Genomic DNA, 22,825 nt, shown 5'->3' with positions numbered 1-22,825 from the left:
TTTGCCAAAAGAAAGAACTATCACCGTCGACTCTGTCCGGGCGTCTCGAACGGGCCACAACTTCCATGAGCGATGGACGGCGCGGCGCGCCCTGCAACTGGTTTTCCCAAGCGATCATCTTTACGCGATAGCGATAGAAGGTCTGTCGACCAATGAGGAAGCCGAACCAGGAGACACGGCGCAGGAAATCGCAGACTTGGTTCTATACTATGGCGCCGGGGATACTTTTGCATCCGCCTCGGCTATCCAGACGCTGCAGTTCAAGTACAGGGTCGACCAGACACCTGTTACATCCTCCTACTTGAAGAAGACCATCGAAAAATTCGCCGATAGCGTCCTTGGATACGAGAGGGAAGCGACCGTTGACGAAGTAGACAAGAAGCTCTCCTTCGGCTTTGTAACAAACTGTCAGTTTTCAACGTCCCTTTGGAACGCGATTGCGGCCCTAAAGGCAGGCAGCGAGCCTCCCATGGACGGGAGTGCCAAGGATCAGTTTGATTATCTGTCGCAGTGGTGCCGGGATCGGGGCGTCGATCCGCACCGTCTTTTCAGCATGACGGAATTTCGGGCAGGTGAGAAAAATCTCCCCGTACAAAAAAGCCTGCTGCGCCGTTCGCTTACGGACTGGTCGGCGGGCAACGACGGACGTGCAAGAATTCGGGTCCACGAGCTTGTAGAACTTGTCGTGGACAAAGCCGGTGTCGGGGGCGCCCGAAACAACCTCGTTAAACGCGAAGACGTCCTTGATGCGCTCGGGTGCGAACCGGAGAACCTTTTTCCTGCCGATACCCGCTTCGTTGATGTGGGTGAGGTGGTTGAGCGCTCGGAGCTGAATGACGTCCTCTCGCTGATAAAGTCATCTGCGGTCCCTGTGCTCCTTCATGCGGAAGGCGGCGTTGGCAAAACCGTCTTTGTACAAAGCCTGGCTGCGAAGCTTACCAGTGACTTTGAAGTCGTGGTCTTCGACTGCTTCGGCGGCGGCGCATACCGATCTGAGGATCAGGCCAGACACCTGCCCAGTGTGGGTTTTGTCCAGATCGCCAATGAACTCGCTTCGCGCGGGTTGTGCGATCCTCTCTTGCCAGGTGATGCCGATACCAGGGGACTCGTGACTGCCATGCGCAGGCGCCTGGAGCAGGCGGCCGGAGCGGTACAGGAACAGTCCGAGAAGAGCGGCATCGTCGTTGTGCTGGACGCCGCAGACAACGCGCAGCTAGAGGCGGATAATCGAAAGGACGAGGCCTTTCCAAGGCTGCTGCTTGCTTCGCTAAGCCGCGAGCCGATTGACGGCGTAAAATTACTGCTCACCGCCCGTCCGGAGCGGAAAGACGGTGTGATCGGACGCGCATCTGTCACCCTGTTCAAGCTGGGGGTCTTCTCGGACGAGGAGGCGCGCGCCTTTATTGCCGGGAGACTGCCTACTGCGACTGAGGAAGAGGTCGCCGTCGCCCTTCGGCGATCCCGGTGCAATGCCCGCGTGCTGGCATACCTTGTCGAGTCATGGGATCAGAATGTTTCCGGCAATCCGCCATCGACGCCGATTTCTGTCGAAGAGATTGTAGCGCAGCGCTGCGAAAAAATCTTCGCGGACCTTCACGTTGCCGGATGGAATGACGGTCAGATCAAAGAGTTTTTTGCGGCGATTTCGCTGCTGCCGCCTCCCATACCACTGGATGAACTGGCAAACGCGCTTGGCTGGCCGGTCACCCAGGTCAACAGTGCTGCTGCCGACCTGGCTCCCATGCTCGAACTGGTTCCGCAAGGCGCGATCTTTCGCGATGAACCAACGGAAACATATGTCTGGAAGACCTATTCCCAGGAGACCAGCGCGCAACAGGCAATTGCGCAGCGGCTCACAAACAGTCAGCTAACGTCGTCCTATGCGGCAGAAGCCCTGCCAAGATTTCTGGTCACGATTAATGACAGCAACCGCGCATACGAGCTGGCTGGATCGTCCGACTTCCCGGCATCGATCCAATCCGACTATGGACGCCGCCGTCTTACACTGGCGCGACTGCACGCCGCATTTCGTCTGGCAGTAAAGCAGGGCGACCTCAATCGTGCCCTCCTGCTTACGACACAGCTGGCGCAGGTTGCCGCTGCCAACGCACGGGGCGACGACTTTATCCGACGCGCGCCGGGGCTTGGGATCAAGCTTGGGGACAAGGATGTCTCGCGCCGCCTGTTCAATGATCGGTCAGGCTGGCGTGGGGCGCGCAACGTCCGTCTCACGCTGGCATATTGTTTTGCCGGAGAGATGGAAGAGGCAAGAACCCATCAAAACCGTGCCATTGGCTGGATCAACTGGCGCTACCAGAACCAGGATGAAGATAGGCCTCTCGACGGTCCACGCCCCCAGGACGATGACTTTGCCGCTCTCATGTTCCTGAGCGTCCTGAGGCGTGAATTCGACAGTGTCGATGGCAATCTCGGGAACTGGAATCTTCGGTTTGCCATATCAGTCTGCAACGGCGTGATCAGGCTCGCCCATCAGTATGAACAGCTTGGTCTGGGCCGGGTGCTGGATGATCTGTGCGATTTCGCGGCCAGCGACGAATGCAAATCCTATGCGCTGCGCATAGCCATGCTGGGCCGGCATGCTTCTCTGGCGCCACACCATGTTGCCGCTATCGCGAAAAGGGTCGAACACCCCGGGGATGACGAGAACGACCGAGGTGTCAGACTTGATGATGAACGGGTTATAGAAGCCGCCGTCTCGAAGGCAGCGTTCGCTGCGCTGGTTCGTTCGTCAAGATCGGCGTCCCGCCAAATTATGAAGACGGGTACCACCTTGCGTGCTTCCAGTTATGATTACGGCGAGCGGTATGGCTTTTCGCGCATCTGGACCCCGACATTCAGCGCCTGCCTTCGCGCCTGGTCGGTTGGGCAACGCGTCAGCTTCCACCACCTGCTTCCCCGTGAATTGAAGATTGGCCGGAAAGCCAAGGCGCTCAAATCGAACGACGAACTCCGCGAGTTCCTATCGCAACAATTCGGCTCACGAGTGAGAGGCAGACCTGCGGGCCGACGTAAAGTAAAGGAAGGCCGCAAGCCTCTGCTTGACGACAATGAACGCCGTACGATAGCCAGCGGTATTCAATTGATCCGATCTATGGCCGAGCCGATTGAGACCGCGGTTCTGGGCGGTCAGGGTATCGGGAGCCAGTGTGTCGATGGATTCCTGAACGCCTGGTCGGCCGCGTTGCGCCTGAATGTTCATTGGCGCGCGGAAGAAGCAACGGACGTGCTCTGCCGCACAGTCGGGATCGGATTCGCGGCCTCTGTCTTTGAACATGCCGATCAGATCACCGAGGCCCAGGGCACCGCGCTGATCGAGATTGTTTCCAGCAACAAGTTTCGTGTCCAGGACCGGCTGACGATACTTAACCTCCTCGCAAAGCGGCCAAATCTTCACAATCTGACAGGGCGTTTCGCGCAGAAGGCTGCGGAGAGCATTCGCCGGAACGAGTCGATCGATCAGCGTGGGAACAACTACCGGGAGCTTGCGGAAAATCTGCTCCCAATGAGTGTTGCAGAGGCTCGGGAGTATTATCGTCAGGGCCTTGCAGAACTTGATCAGATGGGGGGCGACGACCACGACATCATCTACGCGATACTGAATTTCGCGGCGGTACAGCCGGGAGGCCTTGTTCGTCCCGAACTCGGCCACAGGCTGCTGAATCTTTGTCAGACCATCATGTACGATGCCAGCAAGTTCGGGTGGACATTGCTGGCCAAGGCCGCTGCAAACTCTATCGGAATGCCGGCAGCGTATAAGTTCGTGCGTTGGGCCGATCAGGATGTAGCGCCTTTTTCGTATGGGCTCCCTCAGTTCGTTGGATTCTCTGCGGCCAAAGGGCGGCTTGATCCCCGGTGGGCGGCGGTCATTTTCATCCTGTGCGAGGACATTGGCTGGTACGACTGGAAGCTGGGAGACAGTCTGGCCGACGTTTTGGGCAGGGCGGCGCCTGAACTACGACCGGGTATCTTTGCCGCCGTACGGGACAAAGTAAGGGCGGAACATCCCTTGGGCGGTTGGGCGTCGCTATGGGAGGGTTTTGCCGGACTTGCCGCACGGTTCCCCGAGGTAATTTCGGGCGAAGAACAGAAGGCCCTGGAAGAGCGTGCGATTGAGGCCCAGAAGCGAACGGACGAGATAAACCGCCGGAATAATCCAGGCAGTGAGCATCTCTTCGTGTCGGGCGTCGACGACACCGACGAGAAAACCGAGGCTGACGAGAGTATTGTCAGGCTCGTTGAGAGTTGCGACCTCACATCGGCGGTCTCCATCGACGCAGCGCTCGCCCAGATCACGGGGGAGCCGCCACTCCCTTACCATGCAAGGCAACAGTTCTTCGGGCTGCTCAAGGAAAAGTGCCCCTACGATCAGCGAGCGAAGCTCCTGTTTGCGCTCTGCGAGGTTTCGGGTCTCGAAGTCGACGACGTGATCCGACACATCGTCGACCTGATGCAGGCCTGGTCGGAGTCTTCTACCCATTTGCGGGCTGAGGCAAAGGCGGTGGCCGAACGCCTGTTCGCGTTCCGGGGCTCTGAGATTTTCGAGCTGCGGTTTGCGAATATCTCGCGCGAGGTCAATCAGCTTTCGGAGCTGTGCCAGGATCATGGATTCGTAATGCGCCAGCTTCTGCTGACCGTTGCGAACGAAGAAGTGGATCTTGGTGGCGAGGAATGGTTGCAGGTTGCGACAAACCTTTGCAAAGACACGTCGCCATCAACCGGCCTTGAGGCGTTGGAAAAGCTCCTGTCGAGCCCTGCTGCGCGGATAGCCGATGAAATTGGGGAGGGTCCGTTTCGTCCTGAGTTTGCTCCGGACATCACAGAGGCACAGCACCTCGCGACCTTCATATGGCACTTCCTTGGAGCGGATGATGCGTATATGCGGTGGACGGCCGCGAAATGCATCTCAACGTTGGCCGCGCTTGGCCTCCACGATGACCTGAAGGCTCTCTTCGATCTATTCGATGAGAGGGCCGTTGGCGCTTTGGAGACGAAAGACCAGCCGCTGCCGTATCTGAACTCGCAGCAATGGCTTCTCATGGGTCTTGCGAGGGCAACGGCCCGTTTCGGACATGAATTGGGCTATCTTGGACCTTTGCTGGTCACCTTGGCCAACCGTGACGATCTTCACGTCATCGACAAACTGCATGTGGAGCGCTGCCTCCAGCATCTCAATAGTGACGGGACGTATGATGCCGCGCTGGCCAAACTGCATTCTGAAATCGCGGAACCACCACATGGATACGTGGACAAGGAGGGATATCCAAAGCCGGTGGAGCCCCAGTCTGGATTCTCCTTCGACTACGAGTTCTCGAAATCGGAAATAAGTACCCTCGCAAGGCTGTTTGGGCTCTCGCAAGGCGAGGTCATCGATCAGATGGCTGCGGAGATCAAGAAGCGCTGGCCTGCTGCGACAGGGATGGACTATTTCTCAGGTCATGAGCGGTATCGATGGCATCGGTCCGACCGGCATGAATTCTTCAGGGAGCATGTCCAAAAACATGCCCTCCTGCATGCCGCCACGACTTTCCTGAAAACGCTGCCGGTCGTTCGCCGAAGTTATGAAATGGATGGTTTAGGCCCGTATCACGACTGGCTTGGGCGGTATGACGTGGCCTTCAAGGACGGTTCTTTCCTGTCTGACCATAAAGACGCCGTCCCGGAATGCGCGAAAGCCTATCTTCTGGCGCGTCTGAAAGACAGGCAACCCGCCCTTGAACCAGTCGACATTCTCCTGAACAGGCTTGGTTTTACCGGCCAGCCGGGTGGCGAAATTCCGCTGTACGGTCGCTGGAAGTCCGTGGATGGCGTTTGGGTTCGCATAACGGCGGGTCTTTCGCCCTTGAAGGGGGCAGTAGGGCGGTGTCAGCAATTTTCCAAACGACCGGATCATGAGTTCTGGATACCGATCTTTGACAATGAGGGGTATGACGACGAGTACCGGCAGGTAAGCCCCTTTGAGCCCCTGGTCTGGGACTTCGACCCGTATCCGCGCGGCATCGATGAGGGTGATAAACTTGCGACTCCCAGTGCTGCTGCGCGACCCCGGCTGGGTATCGAGCTAACGTCGGCATTGGGTTTGTCGCCGGACGCGGACCTGCGCGAGTGGCGCACGACGGACGGCGATCTGGCGATCAGGAGCCAGGTCTGGGGCGAGTGGCAGCCCAACGAGTATGACCATCGGGAAGACGAGAACAACAATGGCGAGTTGCTGCTGGCAAACCCGAACTGGCTCGACAATGTCCTGGAACGGCAGCGCAAGCGATTGGTACTGACCGTATCATTCTCGAAGTACAAATCCCGCTACGACTTCGAAGAAGTCCAGCAAATCAGCAGCGCTTATGTGCTTTTGTATGACAAAGGCGGCATTTACAGAAGTTGGCATGCCAAGAGGGCCGCGGGGTAACGACGCGACTGTTAAGCTTTGCCTGGGGGATGCAACGGGTGTGCAGCTCCCATGCCCGCACACGACCCGATCTGGTCAAAAGCTGGGTCGGGCGGCGATATCCTTTTTAGGAGGGCACTGACGCTCTTCCAACAGCCGGAATGGGGCACATCATAGACGCTTCGCAGCAGTCAGCCGAGGCCGTGGGCCCTTTCCCTTCTGATCACCTTTTAAGGCGGTGCCAAGCTATGCTGAATTGACGTAGCCGCAACCGCCGCTTCAAGGGCCCTTTATGCCATCCGATGTGTTCAAACGTTTGACCGCCTTCAAACTCGACCTCGTCGACATTGAGGAGATTATCGGCTGGCATTTTGGGAACTCAAGCTTCCACGATGACCGCGTAGAATATTCGCATGGAACTTATCGGTTCGATCAGCCGGCGCTGACGCTGTACTTTGACAAGAAGCGCAGGCTCCTGGGACGCGAAATCCGGACCTAGCCTGCGTGACAATGACATTGACGCCATAGAGGCAGCCCTAGAGGTTCTGTTATTAAGCTCGCAGCTCTTCCACATCCGCCAGCATGCGTTCAGCGACATCAAGATTGTTGGGGCTTACCGATACCGGAACGAATTCCAGATCGTCCCCGTCCACACCGATGCCCCCAAGCCGAGAGAATTTTATGGCAAGTGGCCCTTCATTCTCGAGTTCAATTACCTAGGGACCGAGCACATCGCCATCGACAGTAGAAGACGGGCCGTCGCAACCGCCAAGCTCATCTCGCTGCTCAATGCGTTGGCCGACGCCCATATTTTTCCTACGCCTCGCTCAGTGGAGAAAGATTGGGTGATGACGCCGTCAGGCGGATCATATTACGCGCAGAAAGGATACACGTATCCGGTGCCCTCAGGTGCGGACTTCCTCGACATCAAGGAGATGCCCGCAATCCGGCAAATTCAAGCCGATGCCTATTATCAGGGGCGGGTCGACAATCTGGGGGGATTCACCTTGCCCGACGATATCGATGAGATGCTCGACAATTACCATGCCATGAGCGAGGCGGATCGAGACGCGTTCGACGTCGCAGCGCACTGGTACGGCCGATACCCCGAGTTGGAGCACGTCTCCGAATCTGCCGGGCTGGTCGCGCTTGTCACTGCCCTAGAAGCCATCGCCCCTAAAGCTGTGGACCACGCATGTCCTCAATGCGGGAACATTGACAGTGTGGTTCGCGGGTTTCGCATTCTGCTCGATGAGGCGGTTCCTGGCCACGAAGAAGAAAAGCACCAGTTCTACAAATTGCGGTCACGGATCGCCCATGGCTCCGGGTTAATGCTCAATGAGTTTGGTGGCATGGGCGGCGGCAGTGCTGCGCAGCTGCAGGATTCTTCTAAGCTTGAACTCGAGACTGTCGTTCATCTGGCGCTTAGAAACTGGCTCATTCCAGAAGTCCGCGCGAAAATTGAGATGGCCGCCACTCAAACTTCGGCTCGTCCCCATCAGGCTTCGAAGCGATTCTAAAACCAACCCCTCGCTCGCTGGTGGAGCGGGCCTTGCGCTATGAGGCAAGACCGAGCGAGCGATGGCACATGCGATTAAGAGTGTCTGCTTCGACCAGTTCCTAACTGGCAGCTGTCGGACGGCTACCCAGTCCATTAAAGACACGCGAGCTGCAGCCAACGCCGAACCAGTCGGGGTGACCGGAAGGGCGCAAGCGGCCGTATTATATCGGCTGCCCTCCATTCCAGACTTTATCCCTACCCCATTCGAGAATTTCGCTGAACGAGTCTCTGAAAATCAAACACTTAGCAGACGCTCATTCCAGAGTTTTCATGTAGCGCACACCTCCCTCCTCCTGTGTGCGTACGAGAAAGGTCTGGAATATGCTCCTGCTAAGCTCGAACGACCAATTGTCGTCTATATGTCACCGAGACCGAGCTCGGGTATCAATGCAGGCCCTTTCGGTCAGGTGGTTCCGTATTCGACTGCGCCTGCTGCTCATACCGCGAGAAAGCCGCCATCCACGGGTAGAACCGCTCCGGAAATCATCGTGCTGTCGTCCGAGAGCAGCATGGCGACGCTCCCGGCGACTTCCTCGGCCACCGCGAAACGGTTGATCGGGTGGCGGACCATCATCGGACCACTCTTCTGAGGGTCGCTCCAGGCTTCGGCCGCAAGCTCGGTCAGGGTGATCGTGGGCGCGACGCAGTTGACGCGGATGCCATGCGGTCCCAGCTCCTTGGCGAGCACGCGGCTGGCGCCCTCCAGACCTGCCTTCGAGGCCGCATAGCACAAATGGTCCTCAAAGCCGCGATGCCCGGCGATGGACGTGACGTTGACGATCGCGCCGCCCTCGCCGGCGGCGATGCGCCGGCGGGCGAACTCCTGGCTGGTGATCAGGGCAGCGCGCAGGTTGATGCCTAGAACGGCCTCATATCCCGCCTCGGTCATCTCGAGAACGCTCTCGAGCACATTGATGCCGGCGCTGTTGACCAGGAAATCGCAGGTGCCTGCCTCGGCCATCGCGGCCCGAGCGGCCGTGGGGTCCGCAAGGTCGACGCGTATGGTCCGGCATCCGATCTCGTCTTTGAGGCTGTCGAGATCCGACCGCGTCCGACTTATGGCTATCACCTCGGCCCCACGCGCCGAAAGCAGCTGCGCACAGGCTTTGCCGATGCCCTTTCCCGCCCCCGTGATGATGACGGACTTGCCCGAGAACTGCATTTCGCCTCGCTGGAGTTTTTCGTGCTGTGGACGATTGCCTCTAGACCCGGTCGAAGTTGGTCGGCAGCACGATCATATCGCGAATGGTGACTGTCCGCTTGCGGGTCAGCATGTAGACGATCGCGTCGGCGACTTCCTCGGGATCCATCAAGCTGCCGCTCTCCTTGGCCTTGCGCAGGTTTTCCTCCGGCCAGTCGGCCAGCAGGGCCGATGCCACCGGCCCCGGCGACACCTGGGACACGCGCACCCCATGCGGGATCATCTGGCGGCGCATGCCCTGGACGAAGCTGGTGATCGCCCATTTCGATCCCGAATAGACAGGTTCCCAATATGTGGGGAAGTGACCGGCGATCGAACAGGTGACGACGATGTCGCCCGTCTTGCGTTCGATCATATGCGGAACGACAGCATGTACGTTCTTCATGACCGCATTGACGTTGAGATTCAGCATCCTGTCGATGGCCTCCGGCGTCGTTTCGGTCAGATCACCGCCGATATAGGTCCCCGCATTGCAGTAGAGGATATCGATGTGGGGAACCTTCTGAAGGATCTCGGGGACCATCGCGTTGCAGCTTTCGGCGTCCAGCAGGTCGGTGACCTGGGGGATGGCTTTTGCTCCCAGCGTACCCGCCAGGTCATCAAGTCCTTGCCTGTTCCGGTCGACCATCACCACGCTGGCACCTTCTCCCAACAGGGCCTTGGTGGTGGCCAGGCCAATTCCGGAAGCGGCACCGGTGATGACGGCGATCTTGTTCTGCAACACCTCTGGCATTTTGCGTTCTCCTATTGATCTTTTCCGGTCCGGCGCCAGCTCCAGCGGAAGGCGCCAACGGATTGTGCCTGAGGCTAGTTCAGTCGCGTGCCGTTGGCGTCAAAAAAATGCGCCCGCGAGGGGTTTGGAAGCAAGCGGATGCGTTCTCCGGATTTGATCTCGATACGCTCGCGGATCACGACCGCTACCGGACTTTTGCCGAGGCGCCCGATCACATGCGTCTCGGGCCCGGTGGGCTCGACGACCACGACCTCGACGTCAAGCCCGTTCGGATCCAGAACCATGTCTTCCGGGCGAATGCCGAAGGTCGTGGTTCCGGCCGGCAGCACGCCGGAATAGACCTCCACGCCGTCGTCGGTAAGGAAGCCGTGTGAACCGGAGGTTCCCTTGAGGAAGTTCATCGAGGGGGAACCGATAAACTCGGCGACGAAGAGATTTCGCGGTCGATCGTAGAGTTCCAGCGGAGAGCCCGACTGTTCGATCACGCCATCGCGCATGACGACGATGGTGTCGGCCATCGTCATGGCCTCCACCTGATCGTGGGTGACGTAGATCATGGTGGTGCCGAGCTGCTGATGCAGCTCCTTGATTTCGGCCCGCATCTGCACGCGCAGCTTGGCGTCGAGGTTCGAGAGTGGTTCGTCGAAAAGGAAAACCGCTGGATCCCGCACGATCGCCCGACCCATGGCGACACGCTGCCGCTGTCCGCCGGACAGTTGGCGCGGATAGCGATCGATCAGGTGTCCAAGATCGAGGATCTCGGCGGCCCGGGCCACCTTTTCCTTGATCTCACCCTTCGGCACGCCCTTGAGCCTGAGCGAGAAGCTCATGTTGTCGCTCACCGTCATGTGCGGATAGAGGGCGTAGCTCTGGAACACCATGGCGATGTCCCGCTCCTTGGCCGGAACATCGTTGACGAGGCGATCCGCGATTCGAATCTCGCCGCTGTTGACTTCCTCCAGCCCCGCGATGGTCCGCAAGAGCGTGGACTTGCCGCATCCGGAAGGGCCGACGAGAACCACGAACTGCCCGTCGGCAATGTCGAGGGACACGTCCTTGAGGACCTTGACGGTCCCGAAGTGCTTGCCGAGCCGGCGAATGCTCACGTCAGCCATTCTGCGTCTCCGGATTATGCGGGGATCTGCAGCATGCAGAGCGCATGCGGCGGGATGGAGTAAGAGCCGGCCGCGTCCTTCATGGTCACGCTGCGGGGCGCGACGGCATCGGGCTTGTCAATCGAGTTGAATGCATCCGGTGAATCTCCATCGAGAATGATCGCCGACCACGCGCCCGTGAGCACCTGGCCATCGAGGATGATCCGGCATTCCGCCGCGGCCACCGGATCGCGGTTGACGAGCGTGATGGTGCTGCCGGTCCCGTCCTTGCTGACCACGGCATCGACGGTGGCGACGCTCCTGGCGCCGTGCTGGAGCCGCGGACCGGCGACGTCGGTGGGAACCATGAGTTCACGGACGTGATCGACATAGAGCTTCATGGCGTGGAAGGTCGTGCGCTTCACGAGGCCGTCTCTGTGAGCGAAGATCGGCCCGCGCGTATTCACGCTCGGGGCGACGTTTGCCATGGTGACGACATTCGCGTTGCGCAGGCAGGCGTTGAGGAACGAGGCCGAGAACAGGGCGTCCGCCATGGTGTAGGTCTCGGGCAGGTCGTTGAGATCGCGTGCGTCGATCTTGTCCTGGCCCGTGCCGTCCGGATGGTGCCAGCCGCGCAGGTTCCATTCGTCGAAGGCGATTTTGACCTTGTCGGTGAAACCGGCGGCACCGATGACGTGCCGCGTCCGCTCGATCATCTGACCGGGTTCTTCGGCCCGCATCATGCAGGTCAGGTAGTCCTTGGGCTCGTTGACCTGATGGGTGTGATCCCAATAGCCGTGGATGGAGATGAGGTCGAGATAGCGACCGGCGGCGCGCAACAGCGCCAGGGTCCACTCGGTGTCCGGCACGGCGGCGGCCGAGAGGATAATGTCCTCGTCGACCGCCCGCATCATCTTGGCGGATTCGGCGACGTAGGGACCCCATTCCGCCACGGTCTTGGCGCCGATCTGCCAATCGCCATAGCTTTCGTTGCCGATACCCCAGTATGTCACGCCGAAGGGCTTCCGGTTGCCGTTCTGCTGGCGCTGCAGGGCATAGCGGGTGTCGTAGCGGCCGTTGCAGTACTCGACCCAGTTGCTCATTTCCTCGGCGGTGCCGTTGCCCCCGTTTGTGCAGATATAGGGCTCGCAACCGACCGCCTTGCACCACGCGATGAACTCATCGGTGCCGAAGGTGTTGGGCTCCGGAACGCGCCAAGCCTTGTTGTAGGACGGGATGCGATTGGGCCCCACGGCCTCGTACCAATGGTGGTCCGAGACGTAATTGCCGCCCGGCCAGCGCATCACGGGCGCCTTGAGCTCGCGCATGGCCTCGATGACGTCGGTGCGGAAACCCCGGTCATCGGCCAGGGGCGAGCCGGGCTCATAGAGACCGCCATAGATCTGGGTATGGAAGTGCTCGATGAAGTGGCCGAAGATCATCCGGTCCCAGCGCTGCCCGCCGAGGCGCGAGTCTGCAATTATGGTCGTGGTGTTGGCACCCATTTTTCCCTCTGCTGTGGTCATGTTGGTGTTGCGTTCGATCAGCCGCGGACGGCGCCGGCCGTCATGGAGTCGATGACCCTGCGGTTGAGGAAGAGGTAGAGCGCCACCGTCGGCAGGACCGACACCACGATGGCCGCATACGTGGCGCCGTAGTCGCGGCGCCCCATGTCGCTGACGAAGTCGTTGAGGCCCACGGGCAGGGTCTTGATGGCGTCGTTGGTCAGGAACGTGTTGGCGAAAACGAACTCGTTCCAGACGAAGATGAAATTGTAGACGACGATGGTGATGGTGGCGTTGATCGACAGGGGAACCGCCACCGACCAGAAGGTGCGGAACACGCCCGCCCCGTCGATTGACGCCGCCTCCAGAAGCTCATTGGGAATGCCCCTGAAGAAAGAGGTATAGAGATAGATCGCCACCGGCAGCTGGAAGCCGACCTGCGGCAGCACCACGGCCCAGTAGGTGTTGCGCAATCCAAAGAAACCAAGCGACTGGAAGATCGGCAGCAGCGAAACGAAGACCGGGATCATCAGTCCCAGCAGAAAGTAGTTCAGCACGATCCGGCTGCCGGAAAACCGCATCTTCTCGATCGCATAGGCGGCGGGAGCCGCAAGGATGATCGTCAATCCGATCGTCAGCACGGCGATGATCGTGCTGTTGAGCAGGTACTGCAGCAGCGGGCTGGTATCGAAGGCCCGCACGTAATTCCCGAGGTAGAGGGTATCGGGGATCAGCCGGTTGGAGGGCCCTCGAGCAAGCGCTTCGGGCGTCTGCAGCGAGGCCGAGATGACCCAGATGACCGGGAAGAGCTGGATGACGAGGAAAATGGCGACCAGGAGAACAGGCAGCCAGGTGGTGAGCTTGAGACGAGATGTCATGTGATTAACCGGTCTTCTCGGTGGCGCTGAAGGCCTTCCGGATGATCACCACGATCAGGAGGCATTCGATGACGAGGAAGATCGCCAGGCTGCTACCGTAGCCAAAATTGGATTGGCGGAACAATGTCTTGTACATGTAGGTGGAGACGAGTTCGCTGGATGTGCCAGGTCCGCCGCCGGTCATCACGAAGGGGATGTCGAAACCGCGCAGCGTTCCGCTGACGACCAGGACGACGCTGGCGGCGATCGTCGCCCAGATGAGCGGCAGCCGCACCAGGAAAAGCTGCTGCAGCCAGTTGGCGCCGTCGATCTCGGCGGCCGCGAGCACGTCCTGATCGAGCGACACCAGGGCCGAGTAGAAGATGGCCATGTAGATGGCGCAGAACTTGTAGGCGTCCACCAAGGTGACGATCAGCAGCGTAAGCCCGGTGTTGGACAGGAACGGTTGCGCAAAGCTTCCCAGCCCCACCGACTTGAGGGCTCCGTTGATGAAGCCTTCCGGGTCAGCCGAAAGCAGCTGCACGAAGATCTGGGAAATCGCCACGGACGAAATCACTGCCGGAAGGAAATAGGCGACGCGGATGACGTTGCGGAACCTGGCGATGCTGATGAGAGACACGGCCATCGCCATGCCCACCACCAGCTGTACCGCCGAGCCCACCAGGGAAAAGAAGATGTTGTTCAGCAATGCCTGGCGGAAAACGGTGTCGCCGAGCATGTTGAGATAGTTGGCTATCCCCGTGAACCGCCACTTACCCAGGCCGTTCCAGGCCCCGAGGCTCAGATAGAAGGACCAACCGATGGGAACGATGACGACCGCGGTAAACAACACCAGCGCCGGCGTCACGAAGAGCCACCCCGCCCAGCTGGGCGTACCCAGCAGCTTATTCTTGCGCAAGATGCGCCTCCTCTCGAGTAGTCCCTTCTCCCGCGGGCGGGAGAAGGATGTGCGTGGAGGACGTCGTGAGATGAGAAAGCCTACTGGCCGGAAACGTACTGCTGGATGGAGCGGTCGATCTCCTCGGCGAACTGCTCAGGAGTGATCTCGCCCAGGCCGAGCAACTGGCTCTGCCGGAACAGGGTGTCGACCGTCGCGGCATCGAGTTTGACGTCCCAGACGCGGGCGTATTCGCCGACCGCTTCCATGTCGGCGAGGATGTCCTTATAGATCTGCGGCATCTCGTCGGTCACCTCGATCTTGAGCGAAGGCAGGCCGCCATACGTGTGGTGGCTGATATCGCCGAACCGGTCCGCGAGGAAGGCCAGGAAGTCCTTCATCTCGTCGGTTGCGGCATCGGCCCTGATGGCGGTACCGATGCCCGAGTGTGCGTAGAAATCGTCGGGACCAGTCGCATCGTTCTCGTCGATGATGGGCATCTTGAAATAAGCGATGTCGTCTTTGAGCTCGCTGTTCTCGTCGAGCAGGCTGTGCAACTCCCAGGTGCCGACGTAGTAGATCGCCGACTGCCCGCTCAGGAACATGTTGAGCGCGGTGGTATAGTCCGCCGAGGCGAAGCCCTGCTGGAAGCAGTTGGCGCCGAGTTCCTGGAAGAACTGTGCATCCTCCAGGCCCGCTTCGCTGCCCATCGAGATCTCGCCCACCTTGAGCCTGTCGAGGAACTCATTGCCCATCCGCCGCCAGGACGGCATAGACAGGTAACGGTACATCGGCCAGCCTTCCTTGCCGGCTACGGAGACCGGAGTAACGCCAGACTCGCCGAGCGTCGTGCAGACATCCATGAAGTCGCCGATCGTCGCCGGGGGGTCGACCCCGGCGGCCTCGAACATGTCCTTGTGGTAGTAGAAGTACTCGACGTTGGCCTCCCACGGGATCAGCCAGAGACTGCCGTCGTCGAAGCGCTCGTAATCGAGCGCGAAGGGAATGTATTTGTCGGTGATGCCGATCTCGTCGAAAATCTCGCCGATATTGGCCACGAGACCCGCTTCGACGATATCCTCGTAATATGGCTCGGCATCGGCATCGAACAGCTCCGGAAGCTCGCCGCTGGTGGCCAGGATCTTGATCTTCTGCAGGTAGGCGGGGCGATCCGGAATATGCTCGAGCGTGATGTCGAAGTCGGGATGGGTTTTCTTGAACTCGGCGACCACATCCATAAGCGCTTGAAGCACCGGGCCGTTCGGCTGCTTGGCCGTGATGTAGTGGTACGTTTCGGCGTTTGCGCCAGTGGCGCCGATGGCCAGCGACAGCGCCCCCACCGCCACGCCCCTCAGCACCTTGCCGGTGATCGAACTGCGAACCATGTCTAAATCCTCCCTTTAGCAATTCCATTGCTAACTCGTGTTAGCAAACCGCTCATCTTGTTGCGCTCCCCCTGCCCGATCTCGTCTTCGCTATAAGGGCATCGCCGCCGGAACTATGTTGCTAACACGAGTTAGCTAAGCTACCTTGACCGCAGTTGTCAATCGCATATTTGCCACTCATAAAGGAACGATGACCAAGGCACCTACAGCATCGGATGTGGCGCGTCGCGCTGAGGTTTCGCGCAGTGCCGTGTCCCTGGTGCTGGGTGGAAACGCCAAGAAGGCTCGTCTCAGCGACGAAACGCAGGAAAGAATCCGCAAGGCCGCCAAAGAACTCAACTACCGGCCCAACGCAGCTGGTCGCAGCCTTGTCCGGGGACGAACGGAGACGATCGGTCTGGTCATCCGCGACCTCGATCTGATCGGGGTCGACCCCTTCCTGCTCCCGCTGCTCAAGGGCATTCTCGAGGCCACACGTGACCAAGGCTACCGGGTCCTGGTCGAGAGCATTCGCGAAGGCAGTGGCGATCCCTTCGGAGACCTGATGGACTCCGGACGCATCGACGGGATGATCGTAGAAAATCCGAACTACGGTGACAAATCTCTCCGCCGGCTCATAAAGTCGGGTCGGCCCGTCGTCGTAATGGGATCGCAAGGACTCAAGGAGGAGGTCTCGGTCCGCATCGACGATTTCAAGATCGGGTTTGTGGCCACCGAACATCTGATCTCGCTCGGCCGACGTCGCATCGCGCATATCGCCTACGCTGAGTCCGGGATCTATGCAGTCGACCTTCGCTTCCGGGGGTATGTGGAGGCGATGCGCAAGGCAGGACTCCCGATCGAGCCCGCGCTTGTCACTCACGCCAATTTCAGCATGGAAAGCGGCTATGCCGCCATGCTCGACCTGCTCGGCGCTACGCCGCTACCCGACGCGATATTCGCCACGAGCGACGCTGTGGCGATGGGCGCCATGGCCGCGGTCCAGGACGCCGGGTACCTCATCCCGCGCGACATCGCCGTAGCAAGCGTCGATGACATCAGCGCGGCCCGGTTCTTCAGGCCGGCACTGACGACCGTGACAAGCGAGCCCTACGCCTCCGGAAAACTGGCGGCGGAAATGCTGATCGAATTGATGAGCGGACAAAAGCCAGGCAATACGTCCGCTTTGGTGGACACCAGGCTCATCGTGCGCGGTTCGAGTGTGGAAGACTACTCAGACGATCTTCTTCAGACGGCCCGCGAAATTCGCGCCACCAAATAGCTACCGCCGCCCCCGGGTACGTTCCACCACTGCACGATGTTTCAATATCCCGGCCGATCACGACCGCCTGGCGGCGCTCGACGTTCCCAATCTGACCGTTCCTGCGCAAGCGGGCGCGGCGGAGGTCTGGAGCGAGGCGCGCAAGCACGTGCTCGAGGAAGCCGAGTTCGTCGGCACCTACAAGGCATGAGGGCACGGGGCCAATGAAAGGACATAGCGAATGGTAAAGGATAAGCGCATGCCGGTGGCCACCGGCAAGGAGAGTTCGCAAGGGAGCCATGGCGGCAACCGGAGCGGCGACCAGCACAAGAATGGCCGGCCGCAGCAGAGCAGCCGCGCCGCCGGCAAGGATCCTCATCGCGGCGGCCAGCCAAAGTCTCCCGACCGCAACGACTGAAAATGCGGGCGCCAAGCCGCGGAATTCACCAATCGCTGCCGCCCATTACAACGCTCCACAGCGGCTTGCATGTTGATATCGGCCCGACGCGCTAGTGGGTGGGCGAAACGAGGGCGTAGCCCTGCCGCTCGAGGTCTGCCGCCACCGCCTCCGGCGGTGCGCCGAGCAGTTTGTCGTCAATGGCGACCGTCGCGAAATAGATCCATTCGACGGTTTTCAGGTGCTTGGGGATGGCCGCGTCGGACTCGTTGCGCAACACCAGGAGAGTTGGCCTCTGCTCGCTTCCGTTGGCCTTGGAGATCAATACCAGTACCTGCATCTGATCCTCCTGCATGAGGAACAATCCTCAAACCAAGCAAAAGGATGCGCGAAAGATTGCAAGTTGCTGGATAGCTCAGGACGCAATGTTCGGCGGCGGCTCGACGGCTTCCGGGCGCCCGCCCCGCCGGCAGAGATAGACCTCGCGCTCGGGGTTGGCCTCGATGACGAAGCCGGCGCTGCGCAGCATCGCTTCCACGCCCGCCTTGTTGGGCACGAACCAGTTCGTCGGGTCGCCGGCGAAGCGGTGCTCGACGAAGAAGAGCTTCGGAAAATCCGGACGCTCGAAGGCTTCCTCCTCGGCGAATGGAAAGTCCAGTTCCACCTCGCCCGCCTTCGCCTCGCCGCGCTGCATGCACTGGAAGAGCATCAGGTCGCGCGCCACGTGCTCGTGGATGAGGTCGAGCGCAAGGAGCGGATGGCGCAGATGGTAGAAGACGCCCATGAAGATGACGAGGTCGAAGCGCTCGCCGAGGCTTGCCAGGTCATAGACCGACATCTGACGGAATTCGATATCGGTGTCCGCCTGCTCCGCGGCGAACTGCGCCTGGCGCAGGTAGTGCGGATCGGAGTCGATCCCAACCACCCTCCCCGCGCCGCGCCGCTTCATCTCGAGCGAATAGAAACCAGCATTGCAGCCTATATCCAGAACGCTCCTGCCCTCGAGGTTTTCCGGCACCACCTGCTTGAATTTTGCCCACTTGAACGCCGGGTAGTCGCCGAGGAAGTGGTCGGGCGCCGTCGCGATGCCGCCGATCCGCATGTTGTGGAACCAGGGGCCGAGTTCGGCGATCCGCCGGGCAAGGGTGGCGTTGCTTTGCTGTTGGTTCATCCGGCAATCCCCTCGATGGTCCCGCGCGTCCGGCCCACGGCGACAAGCGGCGGCGCCGGCTCGCTTTCCGCCAGGTCGGCGGCGAACCAGGCGATCGTCGCCGGCAGGCCTTCGGCGAGCGGCACCTTGGGCTCCCAGCCCAAAATGGCTTTCGCCCGGGTGATGTCCGGACGGCGGCGCTGCGGGTCGTCGACAGGGAGCGGCTCATGGATGATCGACGAGGTCGTCGGAACCATTGCGGTCACCATCTTGGCGAGCTCGGCAATGGTGAACTCGCCGGAATTGCCGAGATTGACCGGCACGCCGGGGTTCGGTTCGACGTTCATCAGGGCCATGAGCCCGGCGATCAGGTCCGAGACGTAGCAGAACGAGCGGCTCTGGCTGCCGGTGCCGTAGATGGTCATCGGCGCATTGCGCAGGGCCTGGACGATGAGATTGGAGACGATCCGCCCGTCGTCGGCGCGCATGCGCGGACCATAGGTGTTGAAGATGCGTGCGACGCGCACGTCGACCGCTCGCGAGCGCAGCTCATCGAAGCAGAGCGCCTCGGCGGCGCGCTTGCCCTCGTCGTAACAGGCGCGTGGCCCCGTGCAGTTGACGTGGCCCCAGTAGTTCTCGCGCTGCGGATGTTCCTCCGGGTCGCCATAGACCTCGCTGGTCGAGGCTTGCAGGAATCGCGCGCCGTACCGCTCGGCCAGGCGTAGAAGCTGCCCGGTGCCGGCAACGCTCGTCATCATGGTGTGGATCGGATCCGCCTGATAGTGCGGGGGCGATGCCGGACAGGCGAGATTGTAGACCTGATCGATGGGCCGATCGAGCGCGATGGGATCGCAGATATCGTGCTCGATCTGCTCGAAACGCGGATGGTTGCGCAGCGGCTCGATATTCTGCGGCCGCCCTGTGAGGAAGCTGTCGAGGCAGATCACGTGATGTCCCTGCCCGATCAGCGCCTCGCAAAGGTGCGAGCCGAGGAAGCCGGCGCCGCCGGCGACGAGGATGGTCTTGCGATGACGGATTGTATCGATCTTCATTGTGTCTCTCTCACTAGGACTACCGGCCTCTCCGGCCGGATGCCGGTTCGATAAGGGATCGCAGAGAGCGCCCTCAGGAGCCCCCTCGCCCGCGCCCGGCCGGTGTGGAATTGCAGGACGCGCCGGCGCGCTTCGTCCGCGATGGCTTCGCGGCGGGCGGCGGGTAACTCGGTCAAGGCCGTGACGACATCGTCGCTGTCGTGCGCAATGAAGATCGCCTCGCCTTCGGGCAGCAGCTCATCGAGCCCGCGCCAGGCGTCGCTGATGATGGGCGTGCCGCAGGCGGCTGCCTCGAAGAGGCGCACGCTCGGCGACCAGCCGGCGGCGACCATGTCGGCGCGGGTGATATTGAGGGTGAAGCGCTGCCGGGCGTAAAAGCCCGCATGCCCGTCGGGCGGCAGGTGTTCGATGCGCTCGACGTTCTCCGGCCAGTCGATCTGCCTGGGGTATTGCGGACCGGCGACGACGAAGCGCATATGCGGCAAGCGTCGCGCAGGTTCGATCAGCAGCCGGTCGAGCATCGGCTGCCGGTCAGGGCTGTAGGTACCGAGATAGCCGAGGTCCCAGACCGGCGTGTCGCCGGTCGGGCGGTAGTGGCTCTCGTCCACCGAGCAGTAGAGCGGCAGCGCGCGGCGCGCCCCGAACTCCTCCTCCAACCGGTCGAGCACCTGTCCGCCCGAGAAGGAGAAGTAGGCATCGAACAGCGGTACCTGGCGGCGTGCGAGATACTCCTCGTCACCGCGGACAAGCCGTGCCATCGTCACGGGCGTGTCGATGTCGTAGTAGCAGAGGCGCTTCGGCCCGAGATCTGCCAGTGCGTCGATGACGTCGACGCCCTCGCGCACATACGAGCCGACGATGACCGTGTCCGCGCGGGCGATGGTCGGCGCGAAGAGGGAAACGAGCTCCTCGGCGTCGTAGTAATAGGCAAGCGTCGCGAAATCCGGACGCGGCAGGTCCCTGTTTTCGGCGTACCACGGTGCATCGTGCTCGAGGAAGAGGACATCCGCGCCTTCCGCCTCGAGCCCGCGCAGCAGCGAGCGGTAGGTGGTCGCGTGCCCGTTTCCCCAGGAAGAGGAGAGGGTCAGGCCGACAAAGACGATGTCGAACGCGCGGGTCATTCGGCAGCCTCCATGGCGCGCTGCTCGGCCACCCGCCGGAAGACGCGGTCCGCCTCCTCGGCGCGGCGGGCATAGGTGTGGTCGGCCAGCACCCGTTCGAGCGCGGCCTTGCCGATGCTCTCCGCCCGCTCAGAGGTAAGGCCGGCGAGGATTTCCGCCACGTCCGCCCCGTCACGCGCCACGAGCACCTCGTCGTCCGGCGACAGGAAGAGCTCGATGCCTTCCCAATAGTCGGTGATGAGGCAGGCTCCGGCGCCCGCCGCTTCGAACACGCGGGTGGCCGGCGAGAAGCCGTTGGCGGCCATGCTGGCGCGCGAGATGTTGAGCACCGCCTTGGGCGTGGCGTTGAAGGCGTTATGCGCACCGGTCGGCACGTGACCGACATAGGCGATATTGGCCGGCATGGGCTTATCCTGCCAGCCGGAGCCGCCGAGCAGGAATTTCTGTTCGGGCAGCCGCGCGGCGGGATCGAGGAAGAATTCCTCCACCCGCGCCTCCCGGTCCGGCAGGCGGTTGCCGAGGAAGCCGAGATCGGCGGCATAGCGCGGATCGGGCAGTGCCGGATGATGGGTTTGCGGATCGAGCGCGTTGTAGATCGGCACGCATTCGGCGGCACCGAAGCTTCGATAGGCGCCAACCACCGGCTCGCCCCCACCATAGGTGAGGACGAGATCGAGGGAGGCGAGTGCCCTGCGCAGCGGGTGACCGGGAGCGACCTGCATTTCAGCGAGCGTCGCCGGCGCATCGACGTCCCAGAAGACCTTGATCGCCTGCGGTCGCGCCGCCGCCATCACCTCGGCAAGAAGCAGGTCGTCCTCGAAGCCGACGCCGCTTGCCTTGACGACGATGTCGGCCTTCGCCGCCTCGGCCGCGACCTTCCTCAGCGCCTCCACGGTGCCGTCGTAGACGACGACGCGGCACCAGTCGGGAGGGTCTATGTCGCGGTTCTTCTGCCGGTCGTAGACGTCGGGCTCGTAGAAGGCGATGTCGTACCCCTTTTCGGCGAGCGCGCGCAGGAGCCCCCGATAGTAGGTCGCGGCGCCGTTCCAGTAGGCGGAGAGCAGGCTCGATCCATAGAACGCGATTTTCATTGGGCAGCTTCCCTAGCAGCGATAGCGTCGCGCACACGCGCGGTGCCATGATTGGCGAGAATGGCCATGAGCTCGTCGACGCGATGCCGACAGGTGTGGCGGGAGCGGATGGTTTCGAGGCCGGAGGCGGCAAGCGAGGTGGCCTGCGCCTCGTCCTCGAGCACCTCGCGCAGCAGCTGCGTCATCTCGGCGCCGCTGTGGGCGAAAAGGAAATCCCGGCCGGGGCGGAAGAGTTCCTCGGTATCTTCCCAGGGCGCCGAAATCAGCGGAATGCCGCAGGCCAGCGCCTCGAACATGCGTATGGTCGGTATCCCCGGGAGCCCGGCGACATAGGGCCGGCGCGGAATGTGCATCGTAACGCGATGGCGCGCGAACGCCCGCGGCACGTCGGCATTGGCGATCCAGCCGCCGTAGTCGAGGCCCGCATGGCGCAGCTGCGCCAGCGCGCTTTCGGGATAGCGCACGCCGCGTACCGTACCCCTCAGCCGAAGCGCCCGTGCCGGACCAATCAGGTATTCGCCGATTTCGGCGGTGCGCTCGTCATCGCCCCAATTGCCGATCCAGATGAGATCCCGGGTCGGCACGATGTCGGGCTGCGGGCGGAAGAGCCGGTCGTCCGCCGCCTCATGCCAGGTGAAGGCCTGCCGACCCCAGCCGGCGCGTAGATAGCGCTGGCGCAGCGTTTCGCCGAAGGCGAGCACGCCGTCACAGCCGGAGAGGTCGAGTCTAGCGATATCGCCTTGCGACGAGACCGCGCGGTGATGCGTATCGTGGAAGAACAGGGTGAACTCGCCTCCTTGCTTACGCATCCGGCCGACACGGGCGACGAGCGTCGGATCGGTCCATTCGTGGACGATCACCACGTCGGCATCATCGAGCGCCGCCTCGTGATCGAAGCGAGCGTCGTATTGGCGGGAGGTGAGGTCCGGGAAATCGTCGGCGAACCGCTCGACCGCGGCCGGTCCGATGCTTGCGAGCAGATTGCGGCGGCTCCACGCGTCCGCCGGCTCCAGCGCCATCGCCTTGTGGCCGTAGCGGATCAGCTCGCGCATCACGCCGCGCAGGAAATGCGCGTTGCCGTGGTTCCAGTCCGAGACCAGCGAGTGGGTGTAGAAGACGAATTTCATGGGGCCCACC

Annotated in this window: 17 protein-coding genes; 4 read left to right on the top strand and 13 right to left on the bottom strand. The window is 61.4% G+C overall.

What is annotated here, in order from left to right; all coding sequences use genetic code 11:
• Position 1: 1 nt before the first annotated feature.
• Together VE25_RS06470 and VE25_RS06465 are read left to right on the top strand one after the other, a co-directional pair.
• Positions 2–6,424 carry an ATP-binding protein gene (locus VE25_RS06470; RefSeq protein ID WP_046107775.1) on the top strand — a complete coding sequence of 2,141 codons (6,423 nt, stop codon included), beginning with the start codon at positions 2–4 and terminating at the stop codon, positions 6,422–6,424.
• Positions 6,425–6,858: 434 nt separating this feature from the next.
• Positions 6,859–7,923 (top strand): hypothetical protein, encoded by a 1,065-nt coding sequence (locus VE25_RS06465; RefSeq protein WP_046107774.1) that lies wholly within the window; start codon positions 6,859–6,861, stop codon positions 7,921–7,923.
• A gap of 477 nt (positions 7,924–8,400) precedes the next feature.
• Here the strand turns inward: VE25_RS06465 and VE25_RS06460 are convergent, their stop codons facing one another.
• The 7 genes from VE25_RS06460 to VE25_RS06430 form a co-directional block, all read right to left on the bottom strand.
• Positions 8,401–9,126: an SDR family oxidoreductase gene (locus VE25_RS06460; protein WP_046107773.1), complete on the bottom strand. Its 726-nt coding sequence runs from the start codon at positions 9,124–9,126 to the stop codon at positions 8,401–8,403.
• Positions 9,127–9,166: 40 nt separating this feature from the next.
• The gene (locus VE25_RS06455) at positions 9,167–9,898 is read right to left on the bottom strand and encodes an SDR family oxidoreductase (RefSeq protein WP_046107772.1); all 732 of its coding nucleotides are present in this window, start codon (positions 9,896–9,898) and stop codon (positions 9,167–9,169) included.
• A 74-nt stretch (positions 9,899–9,972) separates the two neighbouring features.
• Complete coding sequence (locus tag VE25_RS06450; RefSeq protein WP_046107771.1) at positions 9,973–11,013, bottom strand: ABC transporter ATP-binding protein; 1,041 nt, start codon at positions 11,011–11,013, stop codon at positions 9,973–9,975.
• A 14-nt stretch (positions 11,014–11,027) separates the two neighbouring features.
• Positions 11,028–12,497, bottom strand: coding sequence for an alpha-L-arabinofuranosidase C-terminal domain-containing protein (locus tag VE25_RS06445; RefSeq protein WP_046107770.1), 1,470 nt, complete (start codon positions 12,495–12,497; stop codon positions 11,028–11,030).
• Positions 12,498–12,535: 38 nt separating this feature from the next.
• On the bottom strand, positions 12,536–13,375 hold the full coding sequence (locus VE25_RS06440) for a carbohydrate ABC transporter permease (protein ID WP_046107769.1): 840 nt from the start codon (positions 13,373–13,375) through the stop codon (positions 12,536–12,538).
• A gap of 4 nt (positions 13,376–13,379) precedes the next feature.
• Entirely contained in the window at positions 13,380–14,273 is an 894-nt protein-coding gene (locus tag VE25_RS06435) for a carbohydrate ABC transporter permease (RefSeq protein WP_046107768.1), read from the bottom strand.
• 80 nt (positions 14,274–14,353) lie between these two features.
• Positions 14,354–15,637, bottom strand: a complete 1,284-nt coding sequence (locus VE25_RS06430; RefSeq protein WP_046107767.1) for an ABC transporter substrate-binding protein — start codon at positions 15,635–15,637, stop codon at positions 14,354–14,356.
• Between the two features lie 190 nt (positions 15,638–15,827).
• Here VE25_RS06430 and VE25_RS06425 point away from each other — a divergent pair, with 190 nt between their 5' ends.
• The gene (locus VE25_RS06425; RefSeq protein WP_083988765.1) at positions 15,828–16,898 is read left to right on the top strand and encodes a LacI family DNA-binding transcriptional regulator; all 1,071 of its coding nucleotides are present in this window, start codon (positions 15,828–15,830) and stop codon (positions 16,896–16,898) included.
• A 220-nt stretch (positions 16,899–17,118) separates the two neighbouring features.
• Complete coding sequence (locus VE25_RS22920) at positions 17,119–17,295, top strand: hypothetical protein (RefSeq protein WP_160299956.1); 177 nt, start codon at positions 17,119–17,121, stop codon at positions 17,293–17,295.
• 91 nt (positions 17,296–17,386) lie between these two features.
• On the opposite strand, the gene VE25_RS06420 is transcribed toward VE25_RS22920, so the two are convergent.
• Genes VE25_RS06420 through VE25_RS06395 form a run of 6 tightly spaced genes read right to left on the bottom strand, consistent with a single transcriptional unit; the run spans position 17,387 to position 22,815 of the window.
• Positions 17,387–17,629 (bottom strand): hypothetical protein, encoded by a 243-nt coding sequence (locus tag VE25_RS06420; protein WP_046107766.1) that lies wholly within the window; start codon positions 17,627–17,629, stop codon positions 17,387–17,389.
• A 60-nt stretch (positions 17,630–17,689) separates the two neighbouring features.
• Positions 17,690–18,445, bottom strand: a complete 756-nt coding sequence (locus VE25_RS06415; RefSeq protein ID WP_046107765.1) for a TIGR04290 family methyltransferase — start codon at positions 18,443–18,445, stop codon at positions 17,690–17,692.
• The gene (locus VE25_RS06410) at positions 18,442–19,476 is read right to left on the bottom strand and encodes a UDP-glucuronic acid decarboxylase family protein (RefSeq protein ID WP_046107764.1); all 1,035 of its coding nucleotides are present in this window, start codon (positions 19,474–19,476) and stop codon (positions 18,442–18,444) included. The genes VE25_RS06415 and VE25_RS06410 overlap by 4 nt, the downstream gene beginning before the upstream one ends.
• A complete protein-coding gene (locus VE25_RS06405) occupies positions 19,473–20,597 on the bottom strand; it encodes a CgeB family protein (RefSeq protein WP_046107763.1) in 1,125 nt (374 codons plus the stop codon). Before VE25_RS06405 ends, VE25_RS06410 begins: the two co-directional genes overlap by 4 nt.
• Positions 20,594–21,688, bottom strand: coding sequence for a CgeB family protein (locus tag VE25_RS06400; RefSeq protein WP_046107762.1), 1,095 nt, complete (start codon positions 21,686–21,688; stop codon positions 20,594–20,596). Before VE25_RS06400 ends, VE25_RS06405 begins: the two co-directional genes overlap by 4 nt.
• On the bottom strand, positions 21,685–22,815 hold the full coding sequence (locus VE25_RS06395; RefSeq protein ID WP_046107761.1) for a CgeB family protein: 1,131 nt from the start codon (positions 22,813–22,815) through the stop codon (positions 21,685–21,687). The genes VE25_RS06400 and VE25_RS06395 overlap by 4 nt, the downstream gene beginning before the upstream one ends.
• Positions 22,816–22,825: the final 10 nt, after the last annotated feature.

It is taken from the genome of Devosia geojensis, assembly GCF_000969415.1.
GTDB classification, from domain to species: domain Bacteria; phylum Pseudomonadota; class Alphaproteobacteria; order Rhizobiales; family Devosiaceae; genus Devosia; species Devosia geojensis.
Note: the sequence above shows the minus strand (reverse complement) of the source record. Positions and strands in the feature narration are given on the sequence as shown.